This is a genomic window from Streptomyces pseudovenezuelae, from assembly GCF_001513955.1.
GTDB classification, from domain to species: Bacteria; Actinomycetota; Actinomycetes; order Streptomycetales; family Streptomycetaceae; genus Streptomyces; species Streptomyces pseudovenezuelae.
On sequence record NZ_KQ948153.1, the window covers coordinates 265,552 to 286,549 of the forward strand.

Genomic DNA, 20,998 nt, shown 5'->3' on the forward strand with positions numbered 1-20,998 from the left:
ATCGGCGGGGAAGGTGGAGGGCATGACGACCCCCACCTGGGACCCCACCCAGTACCTGCGCCACGCGGACCACCGCGCCCGCCCCTTCACCGACCTCCTCGCCCGCGTCCCGGACCTGCCGGGCCGTGCGCCCCTGATCGCCGACCTCGGCTGCGGTCCCGGCAATGTGACGGCGCTGCTCGCCGCGCGCTGGCCCACGGCCCGGATCACCGGCTACGACAACTCCGCCGAGATGCTCGACAAGGCGCGGGTCGAGTACGCCGGTCCCACGGCCGGGGGCGGCAGCCTGGACTTCGCCCACGCGGACGTGCGCACCTGGGCGCCCGGACAGACGTACGACCTGATCATCAGCAATGCCACGCTCCAGTGGGTGCCGGGGCACGTGGAGCGGTTCGCGGACTGGATCGCCGGGCTCGCCCCCAGCGGCACCTTCGCCTTCCAGGTGCCCGGCAACTTCGGCTCCCCGAGCCACCGGCTGATGCGCGAACTCGCCGCCTCCACGGGCCTCGCGGAGACCCTCCGCCACGACGACGCCGTACTCACGCCCGAGGCCTATCTCGCCGCGCTGGCCGGCCTGGGCTGCGAGGTGGACACGTGGGAGACCACGTACGTCCACCTGCTCCAGGGCGAGGACCCGGTCCTGGACTGGGTCAAGGGCACCGGTCTGCGGCCGGTCCTGACCGCGCTCGCCGGCGACCCGAAGGCTCGCGACGCCTTTGTCGCCGACTACCGCGCGGCCCTGCGCGAGGCGTACCCGGCGGGCCCGCACGGCACCCCGTTCCCGTTCCGCCGTATCTTCGCCGTCGCCCGCAAGGAGGGCTGATGCTCGTGGCCGTGGACCATGTGCAGCTCGCCGCGCCCCCCGGCTCGGAGGACCTGCTGCGGTCCTACTACGTCGACGTCCTCGGCATGACCGAGATCCCCAAGCCGCCGGTGCTCGCGGCCCGGGGCGGGTGCTGGTTCCGGGCGGGGGCCGTGGTGCTGCACCTGGGGATCGAGACAGGCTTCAGACCGTCGCAGAAGGCCCACGCGGGGCTCAGGGTCACGGACATCTCGGCGTACGCCGACCGGCTGGCGGCGCTCGGTGCGACGGTCCGGTGGGACACGGGACTGCCGGGGCGGCGGCGGTTCTACTCGTACGACCCCGTGGGCAACCGGCTGGAGTTCCTGGTTTGAGCGCGGCCGACCGGGTCACCCGCAGCGATGACAGCGGAGTCCGCAATCACTGGGAGTGAGAACGGTGGCTGGAGACCAGAAGGCCAAGGCCAAGAAGGAACAGCTCAAGGGCAAGGCCAAGGAAGCGGTGGGACGCGCGGTCGGCAACGAGAGCATGGAGGCCGAGGGCCGGGCGGGGCAGTCCAAGGGAGACGCACGCCAGGCCAAGGAGAAGGCGAAGGACACCTTCAAGCACTGACGGTGCCCAAACGGACGGCCCGTGCACCCTCTGGGTGCACGGGCCGTCCTACGGTCCGGTGACGGGTCAGCGCCACTCGGGCGGGATGTTCTTCACCTGCTCCAGGATGTCCCAGTCCTTCGGGCGGCAGCTGGGCGAATCCCAGGCCGCACCCTGGCCGAGCCAGTGACCGCGCTTCTCCCGCAGAGCGAGGACGCTGATGTCGTTCACGCTGGGCTCGTTGCCGCAGCAGGGGCAGATGGCGCCCTCATTGGGCCAGCCGCTCTCCCAGAAGGGCTCCGGATCGTCGTCGTGCCCGCAGACCCGGCAGACGGTCTCCCATTCAGGACCCGGCGGCTTCACCGGTTCGGACTGCATGCGCGCCCCTCCGAGGTCGGCTCAGTACTTCCTGCGTCCTATCAGGCGCGGCTTGGCCTCCAGCCCGTCCAGGCCGTGCCACGCCAGGTTCACCAGATGCGCCGCCACCTCCGCCTTCTTCGGGCGGCGCACGTCCAGCCACCACTGGCCGGTCAGGGCGACCATGCCGACCAGGGCCTGGGCGTACAGCGGGGCCAGCTTGGGATCGAAGCCGCGCCGCTTGAACTCGCGGCCCAGGATGTCCTCCACCTGGGTCGCGATGTCCGAGATCAGAGAGGCGAAGGAGCCCGTGGACTGGGGGATCGGGGAGTCACGGACCAGGATGCGGAAGCCGTCCGTGTACTCCTCGATGTAGTCGAGGAGCGCGAAGGCCGCCTGTTCGCACAGTTCGCGGGGGTGACCTGCGGTCAGGGAACTCGTCACCATGTCCAGCAGGCGCCGCATCTCGCGGTCCACCACCACCGCGTACAGGCCCTCCTTGCCGCCGAAGTGCTCGTACACCACCGGCTTGGAGACGCCCGCCTTCGCCGCGATCTCCTCCACCGACGTGGCCTCGAAGCCCTTAGAGGCGAAGAGCGTGCGACCGATCTCCAGAAGCTGGGCGCGGCGCTCGGCCCCCGTCATCCGGGTGCGCCGGGCACGCCGCGGCTTCGCTTCGTCGCTCGGGGTACTGCTGGAGTCGGTCGCCACGGCGTCCATCATGCCGCCTCGGCGGTCCCCTCCTTGCGTCGGGAGCCGTCCCCGTCCGTGTTCCGGCGTGAATCGATACGCGAGCGTGACGGCCAGCGCACGTCGTACGCCCAGCCCAGCATCTCGAACCAGCGGATGAACCGCGCCGAGGAGTCCAGCTGCCCCCGCATCACCCCGTGCCGCGCCGAGGTCGGGTCGGCGTGGTGCAGGTTGTGCCAGGACTCACCGCAGGACAGCACGGCCAGCCACCACACGTTGCCCGAGCGGTCCCGCGACTTGAAGGGCCGCTTGCCGACCGCGTGGCAGATCGAGTTGATCGACCAGGTCACGTGGTGGAGCAGGCAGACGCGGACCAGCGAGCCCCAGAAGAAGCCGGTGAACGCGCCCCACCAGGACATCGTCACCAGACCGCCGATCACGGCGGGCAGGGCGAGCGAGAGCATCGTCCAGTAGATGAAGTGGCGGGAGATCGCGCGGATCGCCGGGTCCCTGATCAGATCGGGCGCGTACTTGTCCTGCGGGGTCTGCTCCTCGTCGAACATCCAGGCGATGTGCGCCCACCACAGGCCCTTGATCAGGGCCGGGACCGTCTCCCCGAACCGCCACGGCGAGTGGGGGTCGCCCTCGGCGTCGGAGAACTTGTGGTGCTTGCGGTGGTCGGCCACCCAGCGGACCAGCGGGCCCTCGACCGCCAGCGAGCCCATGACCGCCAGTGCGATCCGCAGCGGCCGCTTGGCCTTGAAGGAGCCGTGGGTGAAGTAGCGGTGGAAGCCGATGGTGATGCCGTGGCAGCCGAGGTAGTAGAAGAAGACCAGAAGGCCCAGATCGAGCCAGCTCACGCCCCAGCCCCAGGCCAGCGGCACCGCCGCGAGCAGGGCGAGGAAGGGGACGGTGATGAAGAGCAGCAGCGTGATCTGTTCGAGCGAGCGTTTCTGCTCACCGCCCAGCGTCGCGGAGGGCGGTGTCGGGCCGTCGGTCCCCTTCGGGGCGTCTGCGATCACATCGGAGCGCGTGGTCATGGGCGTCCCCTGTGGGGTTTCGAGGGTTGAAGACAAGTGCCGGGCTGCGGGAAGCCTTCCCGGGTTCCGTTACGACGGTCCCTACGGTTCCGTAACCTACGGCGTCGTAAGTATGGCAGCGCGGCGCCCGGCGGCAAGAGCCCGAGAGTCTGCGCGTCCGCATGGACACCTATCCTTGGAGTCGGTCGGACAGCGCGGTCCGCTCTGATTTCTTCCCGGATGGCCCGGCCGTATGCGGCGGCTGCCGCACGACCGCCGTCCGGGTTCCCCTGCCGGACGAGCTTCAACACTGCAAGGAGCCGCACCTGTGAGCAGTGCCGACGACCTGACCACGAGCGCCATGTCGACCAGTACCGAGTTGCGCGCCGACATCCGCCGGCTGGGCGACCTCCTGGGCGAGACCCTCGTCCGCCAGGAGGGCCCCGAGCTGCTGGAACTCGTCGAGAAGGTGCGCCGCCTCACCCGTGAGGACGGCGAGGCCGCCGCCGAGCTGCTGCGCGGCATCGAACTGGAGACCGCCGCCAAGCTGGTACGGGCCTTCTCCACCTACTTCCACCTGGCCAATGTCACCGAGCAGGTGCACCGCGGCCGCGAGCTGCGGGCCCGGCGCGCCGCCGAGGGCGGTCTCCTCGCCCGTACGGCCGACCGCCTCAAGGACGCCGATCCCGAGCACCTGCGCCAGACCGTCGCCAACCTCAACGTCCGCCCGGTCTTCACCGCCCACCCGACCGAGGCCGCCCGCCGCTCGGTGCTGAACAAGCTCCGCCGGATCGCCGCGCTCCTTGAGACCCCGGTCATCGAGACGGACCGGCGCCGCTACGACACCCGTCTGGCCGAGAACATCGACCTCGTCTGGCAGACCGACGAACTGCGGGTGGTGCGCCCCGAGCCGGCCGACGAGGCCCGCAACGCCATCTACTACCTCGACGAGCTGCACGCCGGCGCGGTCGGCGACGTCCTGGAGGACCTGACGGCCGAGCTGGAGCGCGTCGGCGTCCGGATCCCCGACGCCACCCGCCCCCTGACCTTCGGCACCTGGATCGGCGGCGACCGGGACGGCAACCCCAACGTCACCCCCCAGGTCACCTGGGACGTCCTGATCCTGCAGCACGAGCACGGCATCAACGACGCCCTGGAGCTCATCGACGAGCTGCGCGGCTTCCTCTCGAACTCCATCCGCTACACCGGCGCCACCGAGGAACTCCTGGAGTCCCTGAAGGCCGACCTGGAGCGCCTGCCGGAGATCAGCCCCCGCTACAAGCGCCTCAACGCCGAGGAGCCGTACCGCCTCAAGGCCACCTGCATCCGGCAGAAGCTGGAGAACACCAAGACCCGCCTGGCCAAGGGCATCCCGCACGAGGAGGGCCGCGACTACCTCGGCACCAGCGAGCTGCTGAGCGACCTCACGCTGATCCAGACCTCGCTGCGCGAGCACCGGGGCGGTCTGTTCGCGGACGGCCGGATGGACCGCACCATCCGCACCCTGTCCGCCTTCGGCCTCCAACTCGCCACCATGGACGTCCGCGAGCACGCCGACGCCCACCACCACGCCCTCGGCCAGCTCTTCGACCGGCTCGGCGAGGAGTCCTGGCGGTATGTGGACATGCCCCGCGAGTACCGGGCCAAGCTGCTCGCGAAGGAGCTGCGCTCGCGCAGGCCCCTCGCGCCCACCCCGGCTCCGGTGGACGCGGCCGGCGAGAAGACCCTCGGTGTCTTCCAGACCGTGAAGCGGGCGCTCGCGGTCTTCGGACCCGAGGTCATCGAGTCGTACATCATCTCGATGTGCCAGGGTGCCGACGACGTCTTCGCGGCGGCGGTGCTGGCGCGCGAGGCCGGTCTGCTCGACCTGCACGCCGGGTGGGCGAAGATCGGCATCGTGCCGCTCCTGGAGACCACCGACGAGCTCAAGGCCGCCGACACCATCCTGGAGGACATGCTCTCCGACCCGTCGTACCGCAGGCTCGTGGCCCTGCGGGGCGATGTGCAGGAGGTCATGCTCGGCTACTCCGACTCCTCGAAGTTCGGCGGCATCACCACCAGCCAGTGGGAGATCCACCGGGCGCAGCGGCGGCTGCGTGACGTCGCCCACCGTTACGGCGTACGGCTGCGCCTCTTCCACGGCCGCGGCGGCACCGTCGGCCGCGGTGGCGGCCCCTCGCACGACGCGATCCTCGCCCAGCCCTGGGGCACCCTGGAGGGCGAGATCAAGGTGACCGAGCAGGGCGAGGTCATCTCCGACAAGTACCTCGTGCCGTCGCTGGCCCGGGAGAACCTGGAGCTGACGGTCGCGGCCACCCTCCAGGCCTCCGCCCTGCACACGGCTCCCCGTCAGTCGGACGAGGCGCTGGCCCGCTGGGACGCGGCCATGGACGTGGTGAGCGACGCCGCTCACGCGGCCTACCGCCGGCTGGTCGAGGACCCGGACCTGCCGACGTACTTCCTCGCGTCGACGCCGGTGGACCAGCTCGCCGACCTGCACCTCGGCTCACGGCCCTCCCGCCGCCCCGGCTCGGGCGTCTCCCTCGACGGACTGCGGGCCATCCCGTGGGTGTTCGGCTGGACCCAGTCCCGGCAGATCGTGCCCGGCTGGTTCGGCGTCGGCTCGGGCCTCAAGGCGCTGCGCGAGGCCGGCCTCGACACCGTGCTCGACGAGATGCACGAGCAGTGGCACTTCTTCCGGAACTTCATCTCCAACGTCGAGATGACGCTCGCGAAGACCGACCTGCGCATCGCCCGCCACTACGTCGAGACCCTCGTCCCCGCCGAGCTCCAGCACGTCTTCGCCGACATCGAGGCCGAGCACGAGCTCACCGTCCGCGAGGTCCTGAAGATCACCGGTGAGGCCGAACTCCTCGACGCCACCCCGGTCCTCAAGCAGACCTTCGCCATCCGCGACGCCTACCTGGACCCGATCTCCTACCTCCAGGTGACGCTGCTCAAGCGCCAGCGCGACGCGGCCGCCGCCGGCGAGCAGCCCGACCCGCTGCTCGCCCGGGCCCTGCTCCTCACGGTCAACGGCGTGGCCGCGGGCCTGCGCAACACCGGCTGAGCCGGCCACCGAAGAAGCGGTGCCCCCGAGCCTCAAAGGCTCGGGGGCACCGCTTCTTGGGTTCTGCGTCAGGCCCGGCGCCGCCTGACCACGAGGTAACCGCCCGCCGCCAGCAGCGCGGCGGCGGCCCCGGAGAGCAGACCGACGGGCGCGCCGTTGCCGGTCTCGGCGAGGTCACCGGTGGAGCCCTGCGGGGAAGCGGAGGAGGAGACCGACGGGGAGGCCCCGGGCTCCGTGGAGGCGCCGGCGGACTCGCTGGGCCCGGCGCTCGGGGAGGCGGACTCGTCCGAGCCGGGAGTGCCCGAGGGCGACGCCGTCGGCGTGGCCGTCGTACCGCCGCCGCCTTCCTCGTCCTCGCAGTCCGTCCAGAACACCTTGTGCTTGGCGGCGCCCTTCTCTCCGTCGAAGTTCCAGAACAGTTTGTAGTGCCCGTCGGGCAGCGACAGGTCCTCCGTACGACCGTGACCGTCGGAGCCCAGAGTGATCTCGCCCGACTTCACGGTCTCGCCCTTGACGTCGGCCGTCGGGGCCCAGGCCTCGATGTGCCAGTCGACCTCCTGGACGGCGTCGAAGCCGAAGGCGTCGAGGTAGAAGGTGCAGACGTGCGGCTCGTTCTTGCGGAGCTCTTCGCCGGTGGTGGCGTCGTGGATCTTCACGGTGCCGTTGTCACCCGGAGGGGTGGCGTGGGCGACCGGGGCGACCAGGAAGGCCGCGGAGGCGACGGCGGACAGGACGCCGAAGCGGGTGACGGTACGCATGGGGCAGTAGTCCATCTTCGAGAGTGAAAAGGGAAGATGTGGAGGGTGCGGCTCAGCATCCAGGTGTGACTGACCTCCGGTCAATCACGAACAGACAACACTCACGTTCTCCACAGAAGGGGAGCAGCGCGAAAGCCGTCAGACGGCCACGAATGCCGCGGTGAGCAGCGCGATCCCCGACCCGGCCAGCACCCACGCGAGCCGGGTCCTGCGCAGCCCGCCCGCCACGACCACCGACGCGAGCAGCAGCGCCCCGCCCATCGGCACCCACGCGTACAGCACCCCGGCCGACCCCGACCGCACGACCTCCGTGCTGCCGGGCTTCACCACGACCGGGTAGGTCCGGCCCTTCCGCACCGCCACCGTGTTCTCGATGACGACCCGGTCCCGCGCCACGGACCCGTGCGACGACGGCGTGTACGGACCGCTGCACACCTCCCGCGCGCACCGGGCGACCTCGATCGTGCCGAGCTCCCGCCCCTTGGTCAGCATCACGTACTGCGCGCTGCCCCAGGACGCCCACACCCCCGCGACCAGGATCAGCAGCGCCACCACCCCCATCGACGCGAGCCGCCCGAACCGCAGCGCGGCGACCGAGGCCCGGTGGGAGGTGAGGGGGGTGGCAGGCATGGCCGGGATCATTGGCCATGGCCCTGCGCGGGGTCAACTCGGGTCCGGCGGACCGGCGGACAAGTCAGGAGTTGTACGTGCTTTGCGCCCGCTCAAGACCCTCGATCACCAGAGCCTCCACCGCGTCGGCCGCACGGTCCACGAAGTAGTCGAGCTCCTTGCGCTCGCTCGACGAGAAGTCCTTCAGCACGAAGTCCGCGACCTGCATACGGCCCGGAGGGCGCCCGATCCCGAACCGCACCCGGTGGTACTCCGCACCGAACGCCTTCGTCATCGACTTCAGCCCGTTGTGACCGTTGTCCCCGCCGCCCAGCTTGAGCCGCAGGACGCCGTAGTCGATGTCCAACTCGTCATGGATCGCCACGATGTTGGCGACCGGCACCTTGAAGAAGTCCTTGAGCGCGTTCACCGGCCCGCCGGACAGGTTCATGAACGACATGGGCTTCGCCAGGACCACCCGCCGGTTCGCCGGTCCCGGCGGCCCGATCCGCCCCTCCACGACCTGCGCCTGCGCCTTCCCGGCCCGCTTGAACCGGCCCCCGACCCGCTCGGCCAGCAGATCGGCCACCATGAAACCCACGTTGTGCCGATTGCCCGCGTACTCGGGCCCCGGGTTCCCGAGGCCGACGATCAGCCAGGGGGCGTTGGCGGGGGTAGTCACGTCCATCTCTCCTCTGCACATGCCGCAGCCGCCGCCCCCGGACAGGGGGCGGCGGCTGGAGCGTATATCGCTGCCGCGATGCCGGACGCCGGGGAACCGGCGGCACAGCGGCTACGGCCGGACCGGTCAGGCCTCGGCGGCCTCGTCGCCCTCGCCGGCCTCGCCCTCGGACTCCTCGGCCTGCGCGGCCAGGACCTGCAGGACGACGGTGTCCTCCTCGACAGCCAGCTTCGTGCCCTTGGGCAGCGGGATGTCCTTGGCGAGCACGGAGTCGCCGGCCGCCAGACCCTCGATGGAGACGGTGACCGACTCGGGGATGTGGGTGGCCTCGGCCTCGACCGGAAGCGCGTTCAGGACGTGCTCCAGCAGGAAGGCGCCGGGGGCCAGGTCGCCCTCGGTGTGCACGTAGATCTCGACGTTGACCTGCTCGCCGCGCTTGACCAGCTGAAGGTCGACGTGCTCCAGGTAACCCTTGATCGGGTCACGCTGCACGGACTTCGGGATGGCCAGCTCGTTGGTCTTGCCGTCGATGTCCAGGGCGATCAGGACGTTCGACGTACGCAGCGCGAGCAGCAGCTCGTGGCCCGGGAGGGTCAGGTGGATGGGGTCGGAACCGCGACCGTACAGAACACCGGGAACCTTGTTGTCACGGCGGATACGGCGGGCGGCACCCTTGCCGAACTCCGAACGGGTCTCGGCGGCGATCTTGACCTCGGACATGCGGATCACTCCTCGTAGATACAGCGACGGACGTGGTCACCCGGCCACGAACGGCCTGCTACGAAGAGCGCGTCGATAACGGACCGCCGCATCCATGGATACGGCCTCCCTCGCCGAGCAACTGGGGCAGTCTACTCGGCGCGGAAGGCCGTAGGAAAATCGATCATGCAGAAGCGTTTTTCGGGGTGCCCGCGCGCCTACTGCTCGTCGAACAGGCTGGTCACCGAGCCGTCCTCGAACACCTCACGCACCGCGCTCGCGATCGTCGGCGCGATCGACAGAACCGTCAGCTTGTCCAGGTCCCGGCCCAGCTCACCCGGCGTCGGCAGGGTGTTCGTGAACACGAACTCACCCACCCGGGAGTTCTTCAGCCGGTCCGCGGCCGGACCGGACAGCACACCGTGGGTGGCCGTCACGATGACATCCTCCGCGCCGTGCGCGAACAGCGCGTCCGCGGCCGCACAGATGGTGCCACCCGTGTCGATCATGTCGTCGACCAGCACACACACCCGGCCCTTGACCTCACCCACGACCTCGTGGACGGTCACCTGGTTCGCCACGTCCTTGTCACGCCGCTTGTGCACGATCGCCAGCGGCGCGCCCAGCCGGTCGCACCAGCGGTCCGCGACCCGCACCCGGCCCGCGTCCGGCGAGACGACCGTCAGCTTGTCCCGGTCGACCTTCCGGCCCACGTAGTCCGCGAGCAGCGGAAGCGCGAAGAGGTGGTCCACCGGCCCGTCGAAGAAGCCCTGGATCTGGTCGGTGTGCAGATCCACGGTCAGCAGACGGTCGGCACCGGCGGTCTTCATCAGGTCCGCGATCAGCCGGGCCGAGATCGGCTCACGGCCACGGTGCTTCTTGTCCTGGCGCGCGTAACCGTAGAACGGCACGATGACCGTGATGGAGCGGGCCGACGCGCGCTTCAGCGCGTCGATCATGATCAGCTGCTCCATGATCCACTGGTTGATCGGAGCCGTGTGGCTCTGGATCACGAAGCAGTCGGCACCACGGGCCGACTCCTGGTAGCGGACGTAGATCTCGCCGTTCGCGAAGTCGAAGGCCTTGGTCGGGACAACCCCGACACCCAGCTGCTGGGCGACCTCCTCGGCAAGCTCGGGGTGGGCGCGGCCGGAGAAGAACATCATCTTCTTCTCGCCGGTCGTCTTGATCCCGGTCACAGCACTGTCTCCTCAGAGGTGTCTCAGCCTGCTGGCCACAGACACGCCGCTGGGCGCGGCGGGCCGTCTCAGCTGGTGGGGTGCGGGTGTGCACTTATCACGGTACGACGACTTCGGCGCACCTGTTTCCGGTCAGTCCTCGCTCGCGCCCTCCCGGGAAGCCGCCTCGGCCGCCTTCGCCGCCGCGCTCCCCGGACGCTTCCGGGCCACCCAGCCCTCGATATTCCGCTGCTGGCCACGGGCCACGGCCAGCGAACCGGGCGGCACATCCTTCGTGATCACCGACCCTGCGGCGGTGTACGCACCGTCCCCTACCGTGACAGGCGCCACAAACATGTTGTCCGAACCCGTACGGCAATGCGACCCGACCGTCGTGTGGTGCTTGTCCTGACCGTCGTAGTTCACAAACACACTCGCCGCACCGATGTTCGAGTACTCGCCGATCGTCGCATCGCCGACATACGACAGGTGAGGGATCTTGGTCCCCTCCCCGATGGACGCGTTCTTCGTCTCGACATACGTCCCGATCTTGCCCTTCGCGCCCAGCCGGGTGCCGGGACGGAGATAGGCGTACGGCCCCACGCTCGCGCCCGCGCCGATACGGGAGCTGTAGGAGACCGTGTTGTCGACCCGGGCGCCGGCCTCGACCACCGTGTCGGTGAGACGGCTGTTCGGACCCACCTCGGCGCCCTCGCCGATGTGCGTCGCGCCGTGCAACTGCGTGCCCGGATGGACCACGGCGTCCTGGTCGAACGTGACCGTCACGTCCACCCAGGTGGTGGCCGGGTCGACGACGGTCACACCGGACAGCATCGCCCGCGTCAGCAGCCGGTCGTTGAGGATCCGGCGCGCCTCCGACAACTGCACACGGTTGTTGATCCCGGCGATCTCACGGTGGTCGCCCGCCACACAGGCACCGACACGATGCCCGGCCGCACGGAGAATCCCGAGCACGTCCGTGAGGTACTCCTCACCCTGGGAGTTGTCGGTGCGCACCTTGCCCAGCGCGTCCGCGAGCAACTGCCCGTCGAAGGCGAACACCCCGGAGTTGATCTCCCGGATCGCCCGCTGCGCCTCGGAGGCGTCCTTGTGCTCGACGATCTCCGTCACGGCACCGGAGGTCTCGTCCCGCACGATCCGCCCGTACCCCGTCGCGTCCGGCATCTCGGCACTCAGCACCGTGACGGCGTTGCCGTCCGCGGAATGCGTGGCGGCAAGGGCGTTGAGGGTCTCACCGGTCAGCAGCGGGGTGTCCCCGCACACCACGACGACGGTCCCCTCGACGCGGCCGCCCAGCTCCTCCAGAGCCATCCGCACCGCGTGCCCGGTGCCGTTCTGCTGCGCCTGCACGGCCGTTCGTACGTCGGCGTCGGTGCCGGCGAGGTGAGCGGTGACCTTCTCCCGGGCGTGCCCCACGACCACGACGAGGTTCTCGGGGTCCAACTCACGGGCGGCGGCGAGCACATGGCCGACCAGGCTGCGACCGCACAGCTCATGCAGAACCTTGGGTGTGGCCGACTTCATACGGGTGCCCTCACCCGCTGCGAGAACGACGACGGCTGCCGGGCGAATGGCGCTCACGGGATGCCCTTCGGCTGTGGAGGGGGAGGGTGACATCCGCAGGATACCGGGGCGTTTCCCGGGCGACATGAGAGTGGGCCCTGACAGTGCTGTCAGGGCCCGAACGGCGTGTGGCTCCCCCGCCAGGACTCGAACCTGAAATACATCATCCAAAGTGACGTGTGTTGCCGATTACACCACGGGGGATTATGGGACGCAGCCTACGCGGTTCGCCGCTCGGCCTCCACCACCATGCCAGACCACCAGCCTTCGATGCGACGGTACAAGTCGGCCCCCTTCAGGACTCTGACTGCCAGGCAACCCCGGTAGGAGTCGCCGACGTTCTTCCGCACAGTCTTCGGGTTGTGCTTCTTCAGGGTCGTCTTGTAAAAGGCGGAGCGGTCGGCGCCGACGACGTTGGCCCAGTACTCTTCGGCGGCTGAGGCGTCCGCGCTCTCATGGATCATGACGGCGTACCGCATGCGCTCGCGCACAACTCCGAGAAGGTCCAGCCAGGCCAGGTAGACCTTGATCATCCCGGGGTCGCTGTTGACGAAGATTACGCTTTCGCGGCGGTCGTACGGCTTGTCCTTGCTCCCCTCTGCCCAGTAGAGGCCGACACCCAAGAAGAACAACTCGCGGTCGGACATTGCGCCGATTTCTGCAGCGGCCGCCCCCTTGGTCTGTTGGCGCTCCTTGTCCCGCCTCGCGCCCTCGTGCTCCCACCTCTTGCGTGCCGCCAGCTTTGCCTGTTCCGTCGAATCTCGCCGCTCCGGCTTCGGCAGATCCCGGACCCACAGCGAGATCGAACTCTTCGAGCACCCCAGTTCCACCTGGATCTGGTCGTAGGTCCAGCCCTGGAGCCGGAGTTCCCTCGCCTTGTCCCGTAGGTCGTCCTTCGCGTTCGGTCGTTTCGTCCATTCCGGGGGCGGCTCGCCCTCCAGGAGGCGGTTGAGGAGGTCGTTGTTGTCGATGTGCAGTCGGTCGCGGATCTGTCGTCGGCTGAGCCCTTCCTGTCGCAGCGCGACCGCCCGCTCCCGCAGCGCCTCGAAGTCCGCGTACTTGCTGTATGGATGTGCCATAGGCATACCGTCCGGGCGGAATCCGATCTTCCGGCCTCGAACGGTGAGCGATTCAGCAGTTCGAGGGATATCGGGTCGTTTCGTGGTCGACCGGTCACTCCATGTGGTGTAGGCCAGTCGTCGAAATGCACCGGAAAACCTGCGGGGGCCGAACGTAGGCTGGAGGCATGACCACGACGGGGGAAGACACCACCGCGGCTCAGACGGGGCCGTGGTGGTGGGCACGGTGGCGCAGTGCGGTACTGGACGCGGGACTGGCGTCGGCGTCCGCGGTGGAGTGTGCGTTCGAGGGGATCCGGTTCGCGGACGACGCGGGGATCCCGATGGCCGCGGGGATCGTGTTCGGTGTGCTGACGGGGTCGGTCCTGCTCGTCCGGCGCAAGTGGCCGATCGCCGTCGTGCTCGTGAGCATCGCCATCACGCCGGCCCAGATGGGCTATCTCATGGGCATCGTCGGCCTGTACACGCTGGCCGCGTCCGAGCTGCCGCGCCGGATCATCGGCTCGCTGGCGGGGATGTCCCTGGTCGGGATGCTGATCGTGATGTTCGTGCGGGTGCGCCAGGACATGGCGCACGGCGAACTGGACCTGGGGGACTGGTTCGTACCCTTCGCGTCGATCACGACCGCGATCGGGATGACCGCGCCGCCCCTGCTGCTCGGGCTGTACGTGGGGGCGCGGCGCCGGCTGATGGAGAGTCTGCGGGAGCGGGCGGACGACCTGGAGCGGGAGCTTCAGCTGCTCGCCGAGCGGGCCGAGGAGCGGGCGGAGTGGGCGCGGGGCGAGGAGCGGACCCGTATCGCCCGCGAGATGCACGATGTCGTGGCGCACCGGGTGAGCCTGATGGTGGTGCACGCGGCCGCGTTGCAGGCGGTGGCCCGCAAGGACCCCGAGAAGGCCGTGAAGAACGCGGCCCTGGTGGGGGACATGGGCCGGCAGGCGCTCACCGAGCTGCGGGAGATGCTCGGTGTGCTGCGCAGCGGGGACGGGTTCGGGCGCCCTGAGCGGGCGGCGGTGCCGCTGGTCGCGGTGGGGGTGGCGGCGGCCGCGGCGGCCTCGCGGGCGGTGGACGAGACCGACGGGCCCTGTCTGGACGATCTGGAGACGCTGATCGGGCAGTCGGCCGCGGCCGGCATGGCCGTGGATCTGTCGGTGGAGGGCGATGTGCGGTCGTACGCGGCGCAGATCGAGCAGACGGCGTTCCGGGTGGTGCAGGAGGCGTTGACGAACGTCCACAAGCACGCGGCGGGTGCGAAGACGCACGTGCGTCTGGCGCACCGGGTGTCGGAGATCGCGATGCAGGTGGAGAACGAACCGCCGCCGGAGCTCTCGTCGCTCACCTCGGCCCGGCTGCCGTCGGGGGGCAACGGCCTGGTGGGGATGAAGGAGCGGGTCTCCGCGCTGGGCGGGGTGTTCGTGTCGGGGCCCACGGAGGCCGGCGGCTTCCGGGTGTCGGCGGTGATCCCGGCGGTGTGAGCGCCGTGGGAGCCGCCGCTGTCGTGGAGAGGTCAGCCGGCGGTGAGGCGGGTGGGTTCGATGCCGGCGACGAGGCCGGCGAGGGCCTGGTCGATGTCGGGGCCGAGGTACCAGTCGCCGGTGTGGTCGAGGGCGTAGACGCGGCCTTCGGTGTCGATGGCGAGGAGCGCCTGGGTGTCGGTCTCGGCGCCGACGGGGCAGACCTCGGTGTCGAGGGCGCGGCCGAGGTCGGCGAGGGTGCGGGCCATGTGGAGCCCGTGCAGCGGGTCGAGGTGGAGGCGGGCGGGTGCCACCTGGCGGCCAGGGCCGGTGGGGGTCAGATGGAGTCCGCCGAACTCGGCCCAGGCCTCGACGGCGGCCGGGAACACGGCGTGCCGGTGTCCGGCGGGCGAGGCGTGGTCGCGCAGGGCGTCGGCCCAGATCTCGGCCTGCTTTATGTCCCAGCGTCCGGGCTGCCAGCCGGCGGCGCGCAGCACGGCGTCGACGGGGACGGGGAAGCGGGTGCTGTGGGTGCGGTCGGGGTGCATCTGCCCTTCGCGTTCGTCGAGGTCATGGGTGGGCGCCGGGGTGCGTGGGGCGCCGTCGTGCGGGTCGTCCGGTGGGGGGTGGGGGTGTCAGCCGCCGTTCGCCGTGGGGTCGACGATGCGTACGCCGAAGTGGGCGCTCAGGGCGGTGCAGGCGCGGCAGGGGGCCGCGAAGCTGCCGTGCAGCGGGTCACCGTCCTCGCGGATGCGGCGGGCGGTGAGTTTGGCCTGCTTGAGGGCGCGGCGGGCCTCGCCGTTGGTCATCGGCTTGCGGGCGGCGCGCTTGCTGCGGGCCTCGTCGGCCGCGGTGATGTGTCGCGATATCAGCATGGTCTCGGCGCAGCGGCCGGTGAAGCGGTCGCGCCGGTCGCTGCCGAGGGTGTCGAGGAAGTCCTGGACGAGCGGGTGCAGCGGCGGGGCCAGGTCGCCGCGGGCGGCGGTGGAGGTAAGGGTGGCGCCGCGGACGGAGAGGGCGGCGGCGACCGTGGGCAGTATGCCGTCGCGCCGGTGGCGGAGGGTGGGCGCGTGGGGTCTCTCGGCGCTGCTCCAGCCGATGCGGGGATCGCCGTTGACGCCGGCGTGCGGGCCGCCGTTCATGCCGGTCGTCGTGCCCTCGTGCGGTCCTGCGTGCGGTCCCGTCTGCGTCGTGTTCATGATCGTCATCCCCTCCCGAGCATCCCCCCGGATGGCACAGACTGCCAAATGGCGTGGCTGGTGCGGAAGCTGGGGCGGTGCGACACGCCCGTGTTCGGTGGCGCCGTCACGATGGGGTGACGGCTGGTCACAGAAGCGGAGGGGGCCTGGCCGGTGCCCGGTGACCGGTGTCGTCGTACCGCATAGGCTGTCCGCACCGCGATCCAAGTGGTCGCCGCGATGCGCGCGGTTGACGCGTGGAGACGGACGAGACAGTCGATACGGCGCGTGGCGGCCCTGCTTTGCCGAAGGGGTCGCCGCGGGTCGTACCAGAGCGCCGCAGGGGGCTTTCGCCATGACGACAGGTCGGCTCGGGCAACAAGCCGCGCCGCCGAACGCGGCCTATGCCGGGCAGGTCGTGCATTTCCCGGATCCGGTCCGGGCCGCGCGTCATCCCAGAGGGGTGCGGGTGGACGAGCGTGGCTACCCCGACTTCTCGCCGTACGCGCGTGCCGCCGCGGAGATCGCCGAGCCGCCGGAGGGTTTCGGGGTCGACGAACTGCGGCTGACGGACTACGTGTCGGCCAACGCGGCGCTCGCGGCGACCGGTCACGAGCTGTGGGACACGGTGCCTGCGGTGGCGACGCCGCACGGCTGGACCTGGCACCACGTGGTGGCCTCCCGGCGCCTGGAACTGATCCCGGTCGAGGTGAAGGCCCTGCTGCGGCATCACGGCGGGATCGCGACGACACGTGTCGACCAGAACAAGCGCGGGACGCGGCCGTTGCAGGAGACGCGTCCGGCGCACTTCGGGCTGCCGAAGGCGTCGCTGGCGGTGACGGAGTCGCAGGTGCAGGGGGTCGAGGAGGACCTCGGGTACCGGCTGCCGGGCGCCTACCGGTCGTTCCTGAAGGCGGCGGGCGGCTCGGCGCCGGTGGGAGCCGCGCTGGACGCGGAGTTGGGACTCCTGGTCGACCAGCCCTTCTTCACGGTGCGCGACGAGGCGGCGGTCAACGACCTCGTGTACGTCAACAAGTGCCTGCGCGACCATCTGACCAAGGACTATCTCGGTGTCGGCTTCGTCCAGGGCGGTCTGCTGGCCGTGAAGGTGAAGGGCGAGGGCGTCGGTTCGGTCTGGTTCTGCGCCTACGACGACGCACGCGACGTCGACCCCGCCATGCCGCCTCCCGAGCGCGTGGAGCGGCTGCTGCTGCCCTGTGGCGCGGACTTCGACGTGTTCCTGTCCCGGCTGGCCGGTAATCCGCCGGAGTTGGAGACGGTGGCGAACCTGATGGTGGACGGCGGGTTCGCCCGTTCCGTTCCCGTGTCTTCTTCCGTGTCGGGGGAGTGAGCTTCAGCGATGGTGACGTTCGCGCAGGCGCAGGAGCGCGCGGAGGAGTGGATCAACGGGGACGTGCCCTCGTACCAGCATCGTGAGGTGCGGGTGCGGGAGTTCGGCCTCGGGTTCGTGGTGTGGGCCGAGGACCGTGCGGAGGGGCCGCGTTCGGACGGGGGCGCGCAGCGGCTGGTGATCGCCCGGGACAGCGGGGAGGCCACGCTGTGGCCCTCGCTGCCGGTGGGTGAGGTCGTTCGCCGGTACGAGGAGGAGTACGGGCGGGAGGACGGGGCCGGGGACGCGGGAGCGGCGGCGGGCAGCGCGGCTGCGTCCCGTCTCGACCTGAACCAGACGTCGTTCCTGCTGACACCGCCGGAGTGGTTGCAGGACGCGGCGGACAAGCTGGGGATCGGCGGGGCGGCCGCGGATGCCGCGGCGCCCGACGTGCCGGCGGGGGCGCGGCCGTGGACCGGGACCGACACCAACGGCGGTGAGGACCTGTCCGTGGCCTTGCCGGACACGGTGTTCTCGGCGCCGGTGAGCGACGGGGGCGGTGGCGCGGAGGAGACGGCGGGGGCGGGGGCTCCGTCGGCCTCGTCGGCTTCGGAGCTCGTGGAGGTGTCCGAGGCTTCGGAGATCGCCGAGGTGTCGGAGCCGCTGGACTCCAGGACCACGCGGATCTCGGGGGGCGGGACGTCGTCGTCCGGGGGGCGTGAGGAGGGTGCGCAGGGGAGTGCGCCGTCGGGCGGCTCTTCGTACGGCTATCCGCAGGGGGCCGCTGGTGCCTCGGGTGCGGGGGCCGGTGCGATGCCTCCGTCCGCCGCGCCGGGTGCGTCCTCGTACGGCTATCCGCAAGGGGCCGTCGGTTCCGGGGCAGGTGTGCCCGCTGCGCCCGGGGCTCCCAGGCCCGCGCCGAGTGCCGGGGACATCGCTGATGTCGCCACCAGCAGGTTGGCGCCGCCGTCGCGGGCGGCGCAGGCCGGGGGCTCGACCCCGCCGCCTCCGCCCGGTCCTCCCGGGGTGCCCGGTGCGCCGGGGGGCGGGTATGTGCCCACCCAGTTCGTGTCGGCGCCGGGTGCCGAGGGGTCCCCGGGTTCGGCGGCACCGCAGCCTCCGGGCCCGCCGCCGACCCCGGGCGCCGGTGCGCCCACTCCGCCTCCGCCGGGGGCGGTCGGTGCGCCGCAGCCTTCCGTGGGACAGGGCGCACCTGGGCAGGGGGCACCGCGGTTCCCGAGCGCGCCCGGGGCTCCGCAGGCACCTGTTCCCGGTGTGCCGGGTGCGGCCGACGCGCCCCGGTTCCCCGGCACTCAGGGGGCGCCGCCCTTCCCCGGTGCTCCGGGTGCTCCGGGTGCGCCGCAGCCTCCCGGGCCCCCCGGGGTTCCCCGGACCGCGTCGGGAGCCGTGCATCACGCGGAAACCGTGTTGTCCCCACCTCCGGCGACCGGCCCCGGCATGCCTCCACCGCCGCAAGCTCCCGGAGCCCCCGGTGCCCCCGGAGCCGCTCAGGGCGCTCCGCAGCCGATGCCGCCGGGCGCGATGCCGCCGCCTCCTCCGGGAGCCGTACCGTCCCCGGGCCCGGCGCCGCAGGGGCATCCCGCCCCCGGGCAGCCCCCGGCCTACGGCTACCCCCAGCAGTCGCAGCCCACGGTCGGTCCGGGGTACCAGGCGGTGCTTCGGTACCGCGCGCAGGACGGGTCCGAGCAGCAGTTGATCCGGCGGTCGGCGCCGGGGACGCCGCACCCGGAGTGGCAGATCTTCCACGAGCTGCGCGGCATGAACGTCCCCCCGGACCAAGTGCTGGAGCTGCACACCGAGTTGGAGTCCTGTGAGCTGCCGGGGGCGTATTGCGCGCGGATGATCCGGGAGCAGTGGCCGCAGGCGCGGATCGCGAGCATCGCGCCGTACGGCACGGATCACGCGAGCCGGCAACAGGGCATGCAGCAACTCCTGGCACACCAAGGCGAGTTGCACCAGGTCGCCGACGGCCCGGCGCGTCCGGCGCCCGTCCGCGCCCCCCTGCCCCCGGTCCAGGCGGCGCCGCCGATCCCGCCGGAGGGTGTGGCGCAGGAGCTGGCGGGAGCCTTCGGCCCGGGGATCTTCCGGTTCGAGCAGGTCGCGGTGGACCGCCAGGGCGTGCCGCCGGTCGTCGCGCACTCGCTGGTCGTGGCGGGGCTGCCGGTGGACATGGGCCCCTTCTTCTGGGCGCAGGCCCAGCCGGGGCGGCCGGTGCCGACGCTGGCCGAACTGGCCGCCGAACGCGGGGTGCAGCCGGCCTCCGACGCGGGCTCGTACCTCGTCATGGGCAGCGACTTCGGCAAGGCGGTCTGTGTGCAGTACGGCACGGCGAACATCGTCGCCGTGCCGGTGGAGGCCGGACCGGGCGGTGCGCCGGTGCCGCCGCAGTTCGTGAACACGGGTCTGCCCGAGTTCCAGCGCTGTCTGGCGCTGCTCGGCCGGATGTGGCGGCTGCGGTTCGGCCTGAACCAGGAGCAGGCGGGTCGTTGGACCGTCGACTTCCAGGCCCAGCTGGCCTCGCTCGACCCGGCGGCGCTGGGCTCGCCGGAGAGCTGGTGGTCGGTGCTGCTCGAACAGATGTGGGACGGGCTGCTGTAACCCCGCCCCGCCGCGACTGACGCTCGCGCGCGTGGAGGGCCGGACCCGGTCGTACGACCGGGTCCGGCCCTTTTTTGCGCACACTCGATCACATGACGATCCGTGACGACCGGGGTAGTCGTGCGGAGTGTCGCGTTATGAACATTTCCGTCCGATACATCAAGATGTGCGCGAAATCATCATTTCGCGTCCGTTTGTGTTGTCGGCGGAGAGGAATTCCAGGATGAGCAGCGCACCGGTGTCGCCCCCGGGGTTCGTGCCCGTACGGGGGCGCGGCTACCGCCCCGAACAGGTCGACGCGTACGCCGCCGCCCTGTCCCAGGACCGTGACGCCGCCTGGGAACGGGCCGCCCGGCTGACCGTGCTCGCCAGGGAGATGGAGGCCGAGGCGGAGTGGCTGCGGGAGGTCGTGTCCACGCTGACCCCGCAGGCGTACGAGACCCTCGGCGAGGGCGCGCGACGGCTCTTCGAGCTGGGCCAGGAGGAGGCCGAAGCCGTCCGGGACAGGGCGCGGCAGGAGGCGCAGCACCTCGCGGACGAGGCGCGGGCGCACGCCGACGGCGTACGGGATGCCGCACAGGCGCACGCCGACACCGTGCGCGCTGCGGCCGAGGAGCGCGCCCGTCAGCGGCTGCTCGCCGCGCGCGCCGAGGCCGACGAGATCCGGGTCGCCGCCCGGCGTGAGGTGAAGGCGGGGCGCGGAGAGGCGTTGGCCGTGCTGCGCGAGGTACGCCAGCGCACCACCGCCATGCTCGCCGAGCAGGCCAAGGAGCATGCGGAGCGGTGGGCCGAGGTGGAACAGGCCGACGAGAAGCGGGCGGCCGAGGCGGACGCGCGGGCCGCCGAACGGGTGGCGCTGGCGGAGGCGGCACTGTCGGAGGCGAAGCGGGGGTTCGCCGAGGCGGAGGCGTCAGTCGAACAGTGCGAGGAGGACGCACGCGTGCGTGCGGCGGAGATCCTCGCGCAGGCCCATGGCGAGGAGGAGCGGATCGCCCGGGAGACGGAACGGGTGCTGCTGGAGCACGGCGAACGCTGGAGCGAGGTCCAGGCCCAGATGGACCACGTACGCAGCAGCCTGACGGCACTCACGGGGAAAGCGGCGACGGAGTAGGCGGGGCCGGGGCCGCCGGCCGGGGGGCGGTACGCGGAGGGCGGTGCGCGGAGGCCGGAGGGCCCGGGCGGCCCCTGCCCTATAGGGCCCGCCCGAGGCTCTGCCCTGAGTGCCGGCCGGAGGCTCCGCGCGGATCGCCTGCCCGAGGCCTCGCCTGGAGTGCCCTACGTGGGAGCGCCTGTTCGGGG

Annotated in this window: 20 protein-coding genes and 1 tRNA gene; 8 read left to right on the plus strand and 13 right to left on the minus strand. The window is 71.2% G+C overall.

Annotated elements, in window-relative coordinates; translation table 11 throughout:
• The first annotated feature begins 22 nt into the window (after positions 1 to 22).
• The 3 genes from AQI94_RS37915 (at position 23) to AQI94_RS43645 (ending at position 1,414) form a co-directional block, all read left to right on the plus strand.
• Positions 23 to 823: a trans-aconitate 2-methyltransferase gene (locus AQI94_RS37915; protein ID WP_031042135.1), complete on the plus strand. Its 801-nt coding sequence runs from the start codon at positions 23 to 25 to the stop codon at positions 821 to 823.
• Positions 823 to 1,176, plus strand: coding sequence for a VOC family protein (locus AQI94_RS37920; protein WP_031042137.1), 354 nt, complete (start codon positions 823 to 825; stop codon positions 1,174 to 1,176). Before AQI94_RS37915 ends, AQI94_RS37920 begins: the two co-directional genes overlap by 1 nt.
• A gap of 64 nt (positions 1,177 to 1,240) precedes the next feature.
• Complete coding sequence (locus tag AQI94_RS43645; RefSeq protein WP_078902681.1) at positions 1,241 to 1,414, plus strand: CsbD family protein; 174 nt, start codon at positions 1,241 to 1,243, stop codon at positions 1,412 to 1,414.
• A gap of 66 nt (positions 1,415 to 1,480) precedes the next feature.
• Here the strand turns inward: AQI94_RS43645 and AQI94_RS37925 are convergent, their stop codons facing one another.
• The 3 genes from AQI94_RS37925 to AQI94_RS37935 are packed head-to-tail and all read right to left on the minus strand — an operon-like array spanning position 1,481 to position 3,480.
• Positions 1,481 to 1,771, minus strand: coding sequence for a hypothetical protein (locus AQI94_RS37925; RefSeq protein ID WP_031042141.1), 291 nt, complete (start codon positions 1,769 to 1,771; stop codon positions 1,481 to 1,483).
• 21 nt (positions 1,772 to 1,792) lie between these two features.
• Positions 1,793 to 2,473 carry a TetR/AcrR family transcriptional regulator gene (locus AQI94_RS37930; RefSeq protein WP_031042144.1) on the minus strand — a complete coding sequence of 227 codons (681 nt, stop codon included), beginning with the start codon at positions 2,471 to 2,473 and terminating at the stop codon, positions 1,793 to 1,795.
• Positions 2,470 to 3,480, minus strand: a complete 1,011-nt coding sequence (locus tag AQI94_RS37935; RefSeq protein WP_031042147.1) for an acyl-CoA desaturase — start codon at positions 3,478 to 3,480, stop codon at positions 2,470 to 2,472. The genes AQI94_RS37930 and AQI94_RS37935 overlap by 4 nt, the downstream gene beginning before the upstream one ends.
• A gap of 307 nt (positions 3,481 to 3,787) precedes the next feature.
• Here AQI94_RS37935 and ppc point away from each other — a divergent pair, with 307 nt between their 5' ends.
• The gene (ppc, locus tag AQI94_RS37940; protein WP_031042149.1) at positions 3,788 to 6,529 is read left to right on the plus strand and encodes a phosphoenolpyruvate carboxylase; all 2,742 of its coding nucleotides are present in this window, start codon (positions 3,788 to 3,790) and stop codon (positions 6,527 to 6,529) included.
• A 68-nt stretch (positions 6,530 to 6,597) separates the two neighbouring features.
• On the opposite strand, the gene AQI94_RS37945 is transcribed toward ppc, so the two are convergent.
• From AQI94_RS37945 to AQI94_RS37980, 8 genes are all read right to left on the minus strand, one after another.
• The gene (locus AQI94_RS37945; RefSeq protein ID WP_031042152.1) at positions 6,598 to 7,287 is read right to left on the minus strand and encodes an LPXTG cell wall anchor domain-containing protein; all 690 of its coding nucleotides are present in this window, start codon (positions 7,285 to 7,287) and stop codon (positions 6,598 to 6,600) included.
• A 138-nt stretch (positions 7,288 to 7,425) separates the two neighbouring features.
• Positions 7,426 to 7,929 (minus strand): hypothetical protein, encoded by a 504-nt coding sequence (locus tag AQI94_RS37950; RefSeq protein ID WP_031042155.1) that lies wholly within the window; start codon positions 7,927 to 7,929, stop codon positions 7,426 to 7,428.
• A 52-nt stretch (positions 7,930 to 7,981) separates the two neighbouring features.
• Positions 7,982 to 8,584: an aminoacyl-tRNA hydrolase gene (pth, locus tag AQI94_RS37955; protein ID WP_031042157.1), complete on the minus strand. Its 603-nt coding sequence runs from the start codon at positions 8,582 to 8,584 to the stop codon at positions 7,982 to 7,984.
• Positions 8,585 to 8,704: 120 nt separating this feature from the next.
• Positions 8,705 to 9,298: a 50S ribosomal protein L25/general stress protein Ctc gene (locus AQI94_RS37960; protein ID WP_031042160.1), complete on the minus strand. Its 594-nt coding sequence runs from the start codon at positions 9,296 to 9,298 to the stop codon at positions 8,705 to 8,707.
• Between the two features lie 197 nt (positions 9,299 to 9,495).
• Positions 9,496 to 10,476 carry a ribose-phosphate diphosphokinase gene (locus AQI94_RS37965; RefSeq protein WP_031042163.1) on the minus strand — a complete coding sequence of 327 codons (981 nt, stop codon included), beginning with the start codon at positions 10,474 to 10,476 and terminating at the stop codon, positions 9,496 to 9,498.
• Positions 10,477 to 10,608: 132 nt separating this feature from the next.
• Positions 10,609 to 12,057, minus strand: a complete 1,449-nt coding sequence (glmU, locus tag AQI94_RS37970; RefSeq protein ID WP_078902682.1) for a bifunctional UDP-N-acetylglucosamine diphosphorylase/glucosamine-1-phosphate N-acetyltransferase GlmU — start codon at positions 12,055 to 12,057, stop codon at positions 10,609 to 10,611.
• 111 nt (positions 12,058 to 12,168) lie between these two features.
• Positions 12,169 to 12,243: transfer RNA gene (locus AQI94_RS37975), tRNA-Gln, on the minus strand.
• 14 nt (positions 12,244 to 12,257) lie between these two features.
• Positions 12,258 to 13,118, minus strand: a complete 861-nt coding sequence (locus tag AQI94_RS37980) for a hypothetical protein (RefSeq protein WP_031042169.1) — start codon at positions 13,116 to 13,118, stop codon at positions 12,258 to 12,260.
• Positions 13,119 to 13,285: 167 nt separating this feature from the next.
• Between AQI94_RS37980 and AQI94_RS37985 the strand changes: the two genes are divergently transcribed.
• Positions 13,286 to 14,593 carry a sensor histidine kinase gene (locus AQI94_RS37985; protein WP_031042172.1) on the plus strand — a complete coding sequence of 436 codons (1,308 nt, stop codon included), beginning with the start codon at positions 13,286 to 13,288 and terminating at the stop codon, positions 14,591 to 14,593.
• A gap of 32 nt (positions 14,594 to 14,625) precedes the next feature.
• On the opposite strand, the gene AQI94_RS37990 is transcribed toward AQI94_RS37985, so the two are convergent.
• Both AQI94_RS37990 and AQI94_RS37995 read right to left on the minus strand, forming a co-directional pair.
• The gene (locus AQI94_RS37990; protein WP_031042174.1) at positions 14,626 to 15,120 is read right to left on the minus strand and encodes an SUKH-3 domain-containing protein; all 495 of its coding nucleotides are present in this window, start codon (positions 15,118 to 15,120) and stop codon (positions 14,626 to 14,628) included.
• 87 nt (positions 15,121 to 15,207) lie between these two features.
• Positions 15,208 to 15,780: a YwqJ-related putative deaminase gene (locus AQI94_RS37995; protein ID WP_031042177.1), complete on the minus strand. Its 573-nt coding sequence runs from the start codon at positions 15,778 to 15,780 to the stop codon at positions 15,208 to 15,210.
• 325 nt (positions 15,781 to 16,105) lie between these two features.
• On the opposite strand from AQI94_RS37995, the gene AQI94_RS38000 reads away from it, so the two are divergent.
• From AQI94_RS38000 to AQI94_RS38010, 3 genes are all read left to right on the plus strand, one after another.
• Positions 16,106 to 17,101, plus strand: coding sequence for an SMI1/KNR4 family protein (locus AQI94_RS38000; RefSeq protein ID WP_031042181.1), 996 nt, complete (start codon positions 16,106 to 16,108; stop codon positions 17,099 to 17,101).
• A 9-nt stretch (positions 17,102 to 17,110) separates the two neighbouring features.
• Entirely contained in the window at positions 17,111 to 19,699 is a 2,589-nt protein-coding gene (locus tag AQI94_RS38005) for an SUKH-4 family immunity protein (RefSeq protein WP_062230192.1), read from the plus strand.
• 223 nt (positions 19,700 to 19,922) lie between these two features.
• Positions 19,923 to 20,810, plus strand: a complete 888-nt coding sequence (locus AQI94_RS38010) for a coiled-coil domain-containing protein (RefSeq protein ID WP_062230195.1) — start codon at positions 19,923 to 19,925, stop codon at positions 20,808 to 20,810.
• Positions 20,811 to 20,998 lie beyond the last annotated feature (188 nt).

Bases quoted from the DNA above. Each gene is read 5' to 3' on its own strand.
- AQI94_RS37960 (WP_031042160.1), bottom strand. From the start codon at position 9,298: ATGTCCGAGGTCAAGATCGCCGCCGAGACCCGTTCGGAGTTCGGCAAG.
- AQI94_RS37950 (WP_031042155.1), bottom strand. From the start codon at position 7,929: ATGATCCCGGCCATGCCTGCCACCCCCCTCACCTCCCACCGGGCCTCG.
- AQI94_RS37915 (WP_031042135.1), top strand. From the start codon at position 23: ATGACGACCCCCACCTGGGACCCCACCCAGTACCTGCGCCACGCGGAC.
- AQI94_RS38000 (WP_031042181.1), top strand. From the start codon at position 16,106: ATGACGACAGGTCGGCTCGGGCAACAAGCCGCGCCGCCGAACGCGGCC.
- AQI94_RS37925 (WP_031042141.1), bottom strand. From the start codon at position 1,771: ATGCAGTCCGAACCGGTGAAGCCGCCGGGTCCTGAATGGGAGACCGTC.
- AQI94_RS37945 (WP_031042152.1), bottom strand. From the start codon at position 7,287: ATGCGTACCGTCACCCGCTTCGGCGTCCTGTCCGCCGTCGCCTCCGCG.
- AQI94_RS37980 (WP_031042169.1), bottom strand. From the start codon at position 13,118: ATGGCACATCCATACAGCAAGTACGCGGACTTCGAGGCGCTGCGGGAG.
- AQI94_RS37985 (WP_031042172.1), top strand. From the start codon at position 13,286: ATGACCACGACGGGGGAAGACACCACCGCGGCTCAGACGGGGCCGTGG.
- AQI94_RS38010 (WP_062230195.1), top strand. From the start codon at position 19,923: ATGAGCAGCGCACCGGTGTCGCCCCCGGGGTTCGTGCCCGTACGGGGG.
- AQI94_RS37930 (WP_031042144.1), bottom strand. From the start codon at position 2,473: ATGATGGACGCCGTGGCGACCGACTCCAGCAGTACCCCGAGCGACGAA.
- AQI94_RS37995 (WP_031042177.1), bottom strand. From the start codon at position 15,780: ATGACGATCATGAACACGACGCAGACGGGACCGCACGCAGGACCGCAC.
- AQI94_RS37990 (WP_031042174.1), bottom strand. From the start codon at position 15,120: ATGCACCCCGACCGCACCCACAGCACCCGCTTCCCCGTCCCCGTCGAC.
- AQI94_RS37920 (WP_031042137.1), top strand. From the start codon at position 823: ATGCTCGTGGCCGTGGACCATGTGCAGCTCGCCGCGCCCCCCGGCTCG.
- AQI94_RS38005 (WP_062230192.1), top strand. From the start codon at position 17,111: ATGGTGACGTTCGCGCAGGCGCAGGAGCGCGCGGAGGAGTGGATCAAC.
- AQI94_RS37935 (WP_031042147.1), bottom strand. From the start codon at position 3,480: ATGACCACGCGCTCCGATGTGATCGCAGACGCCCCGAAGGGGACCGAC.
- pth (WP_031042157.1), bottom strand. From the start codon at position 8,584: ATGGACGTGACTACCCCCGCCAACGCCCCCTGGCTGATCGTCGGCCTC.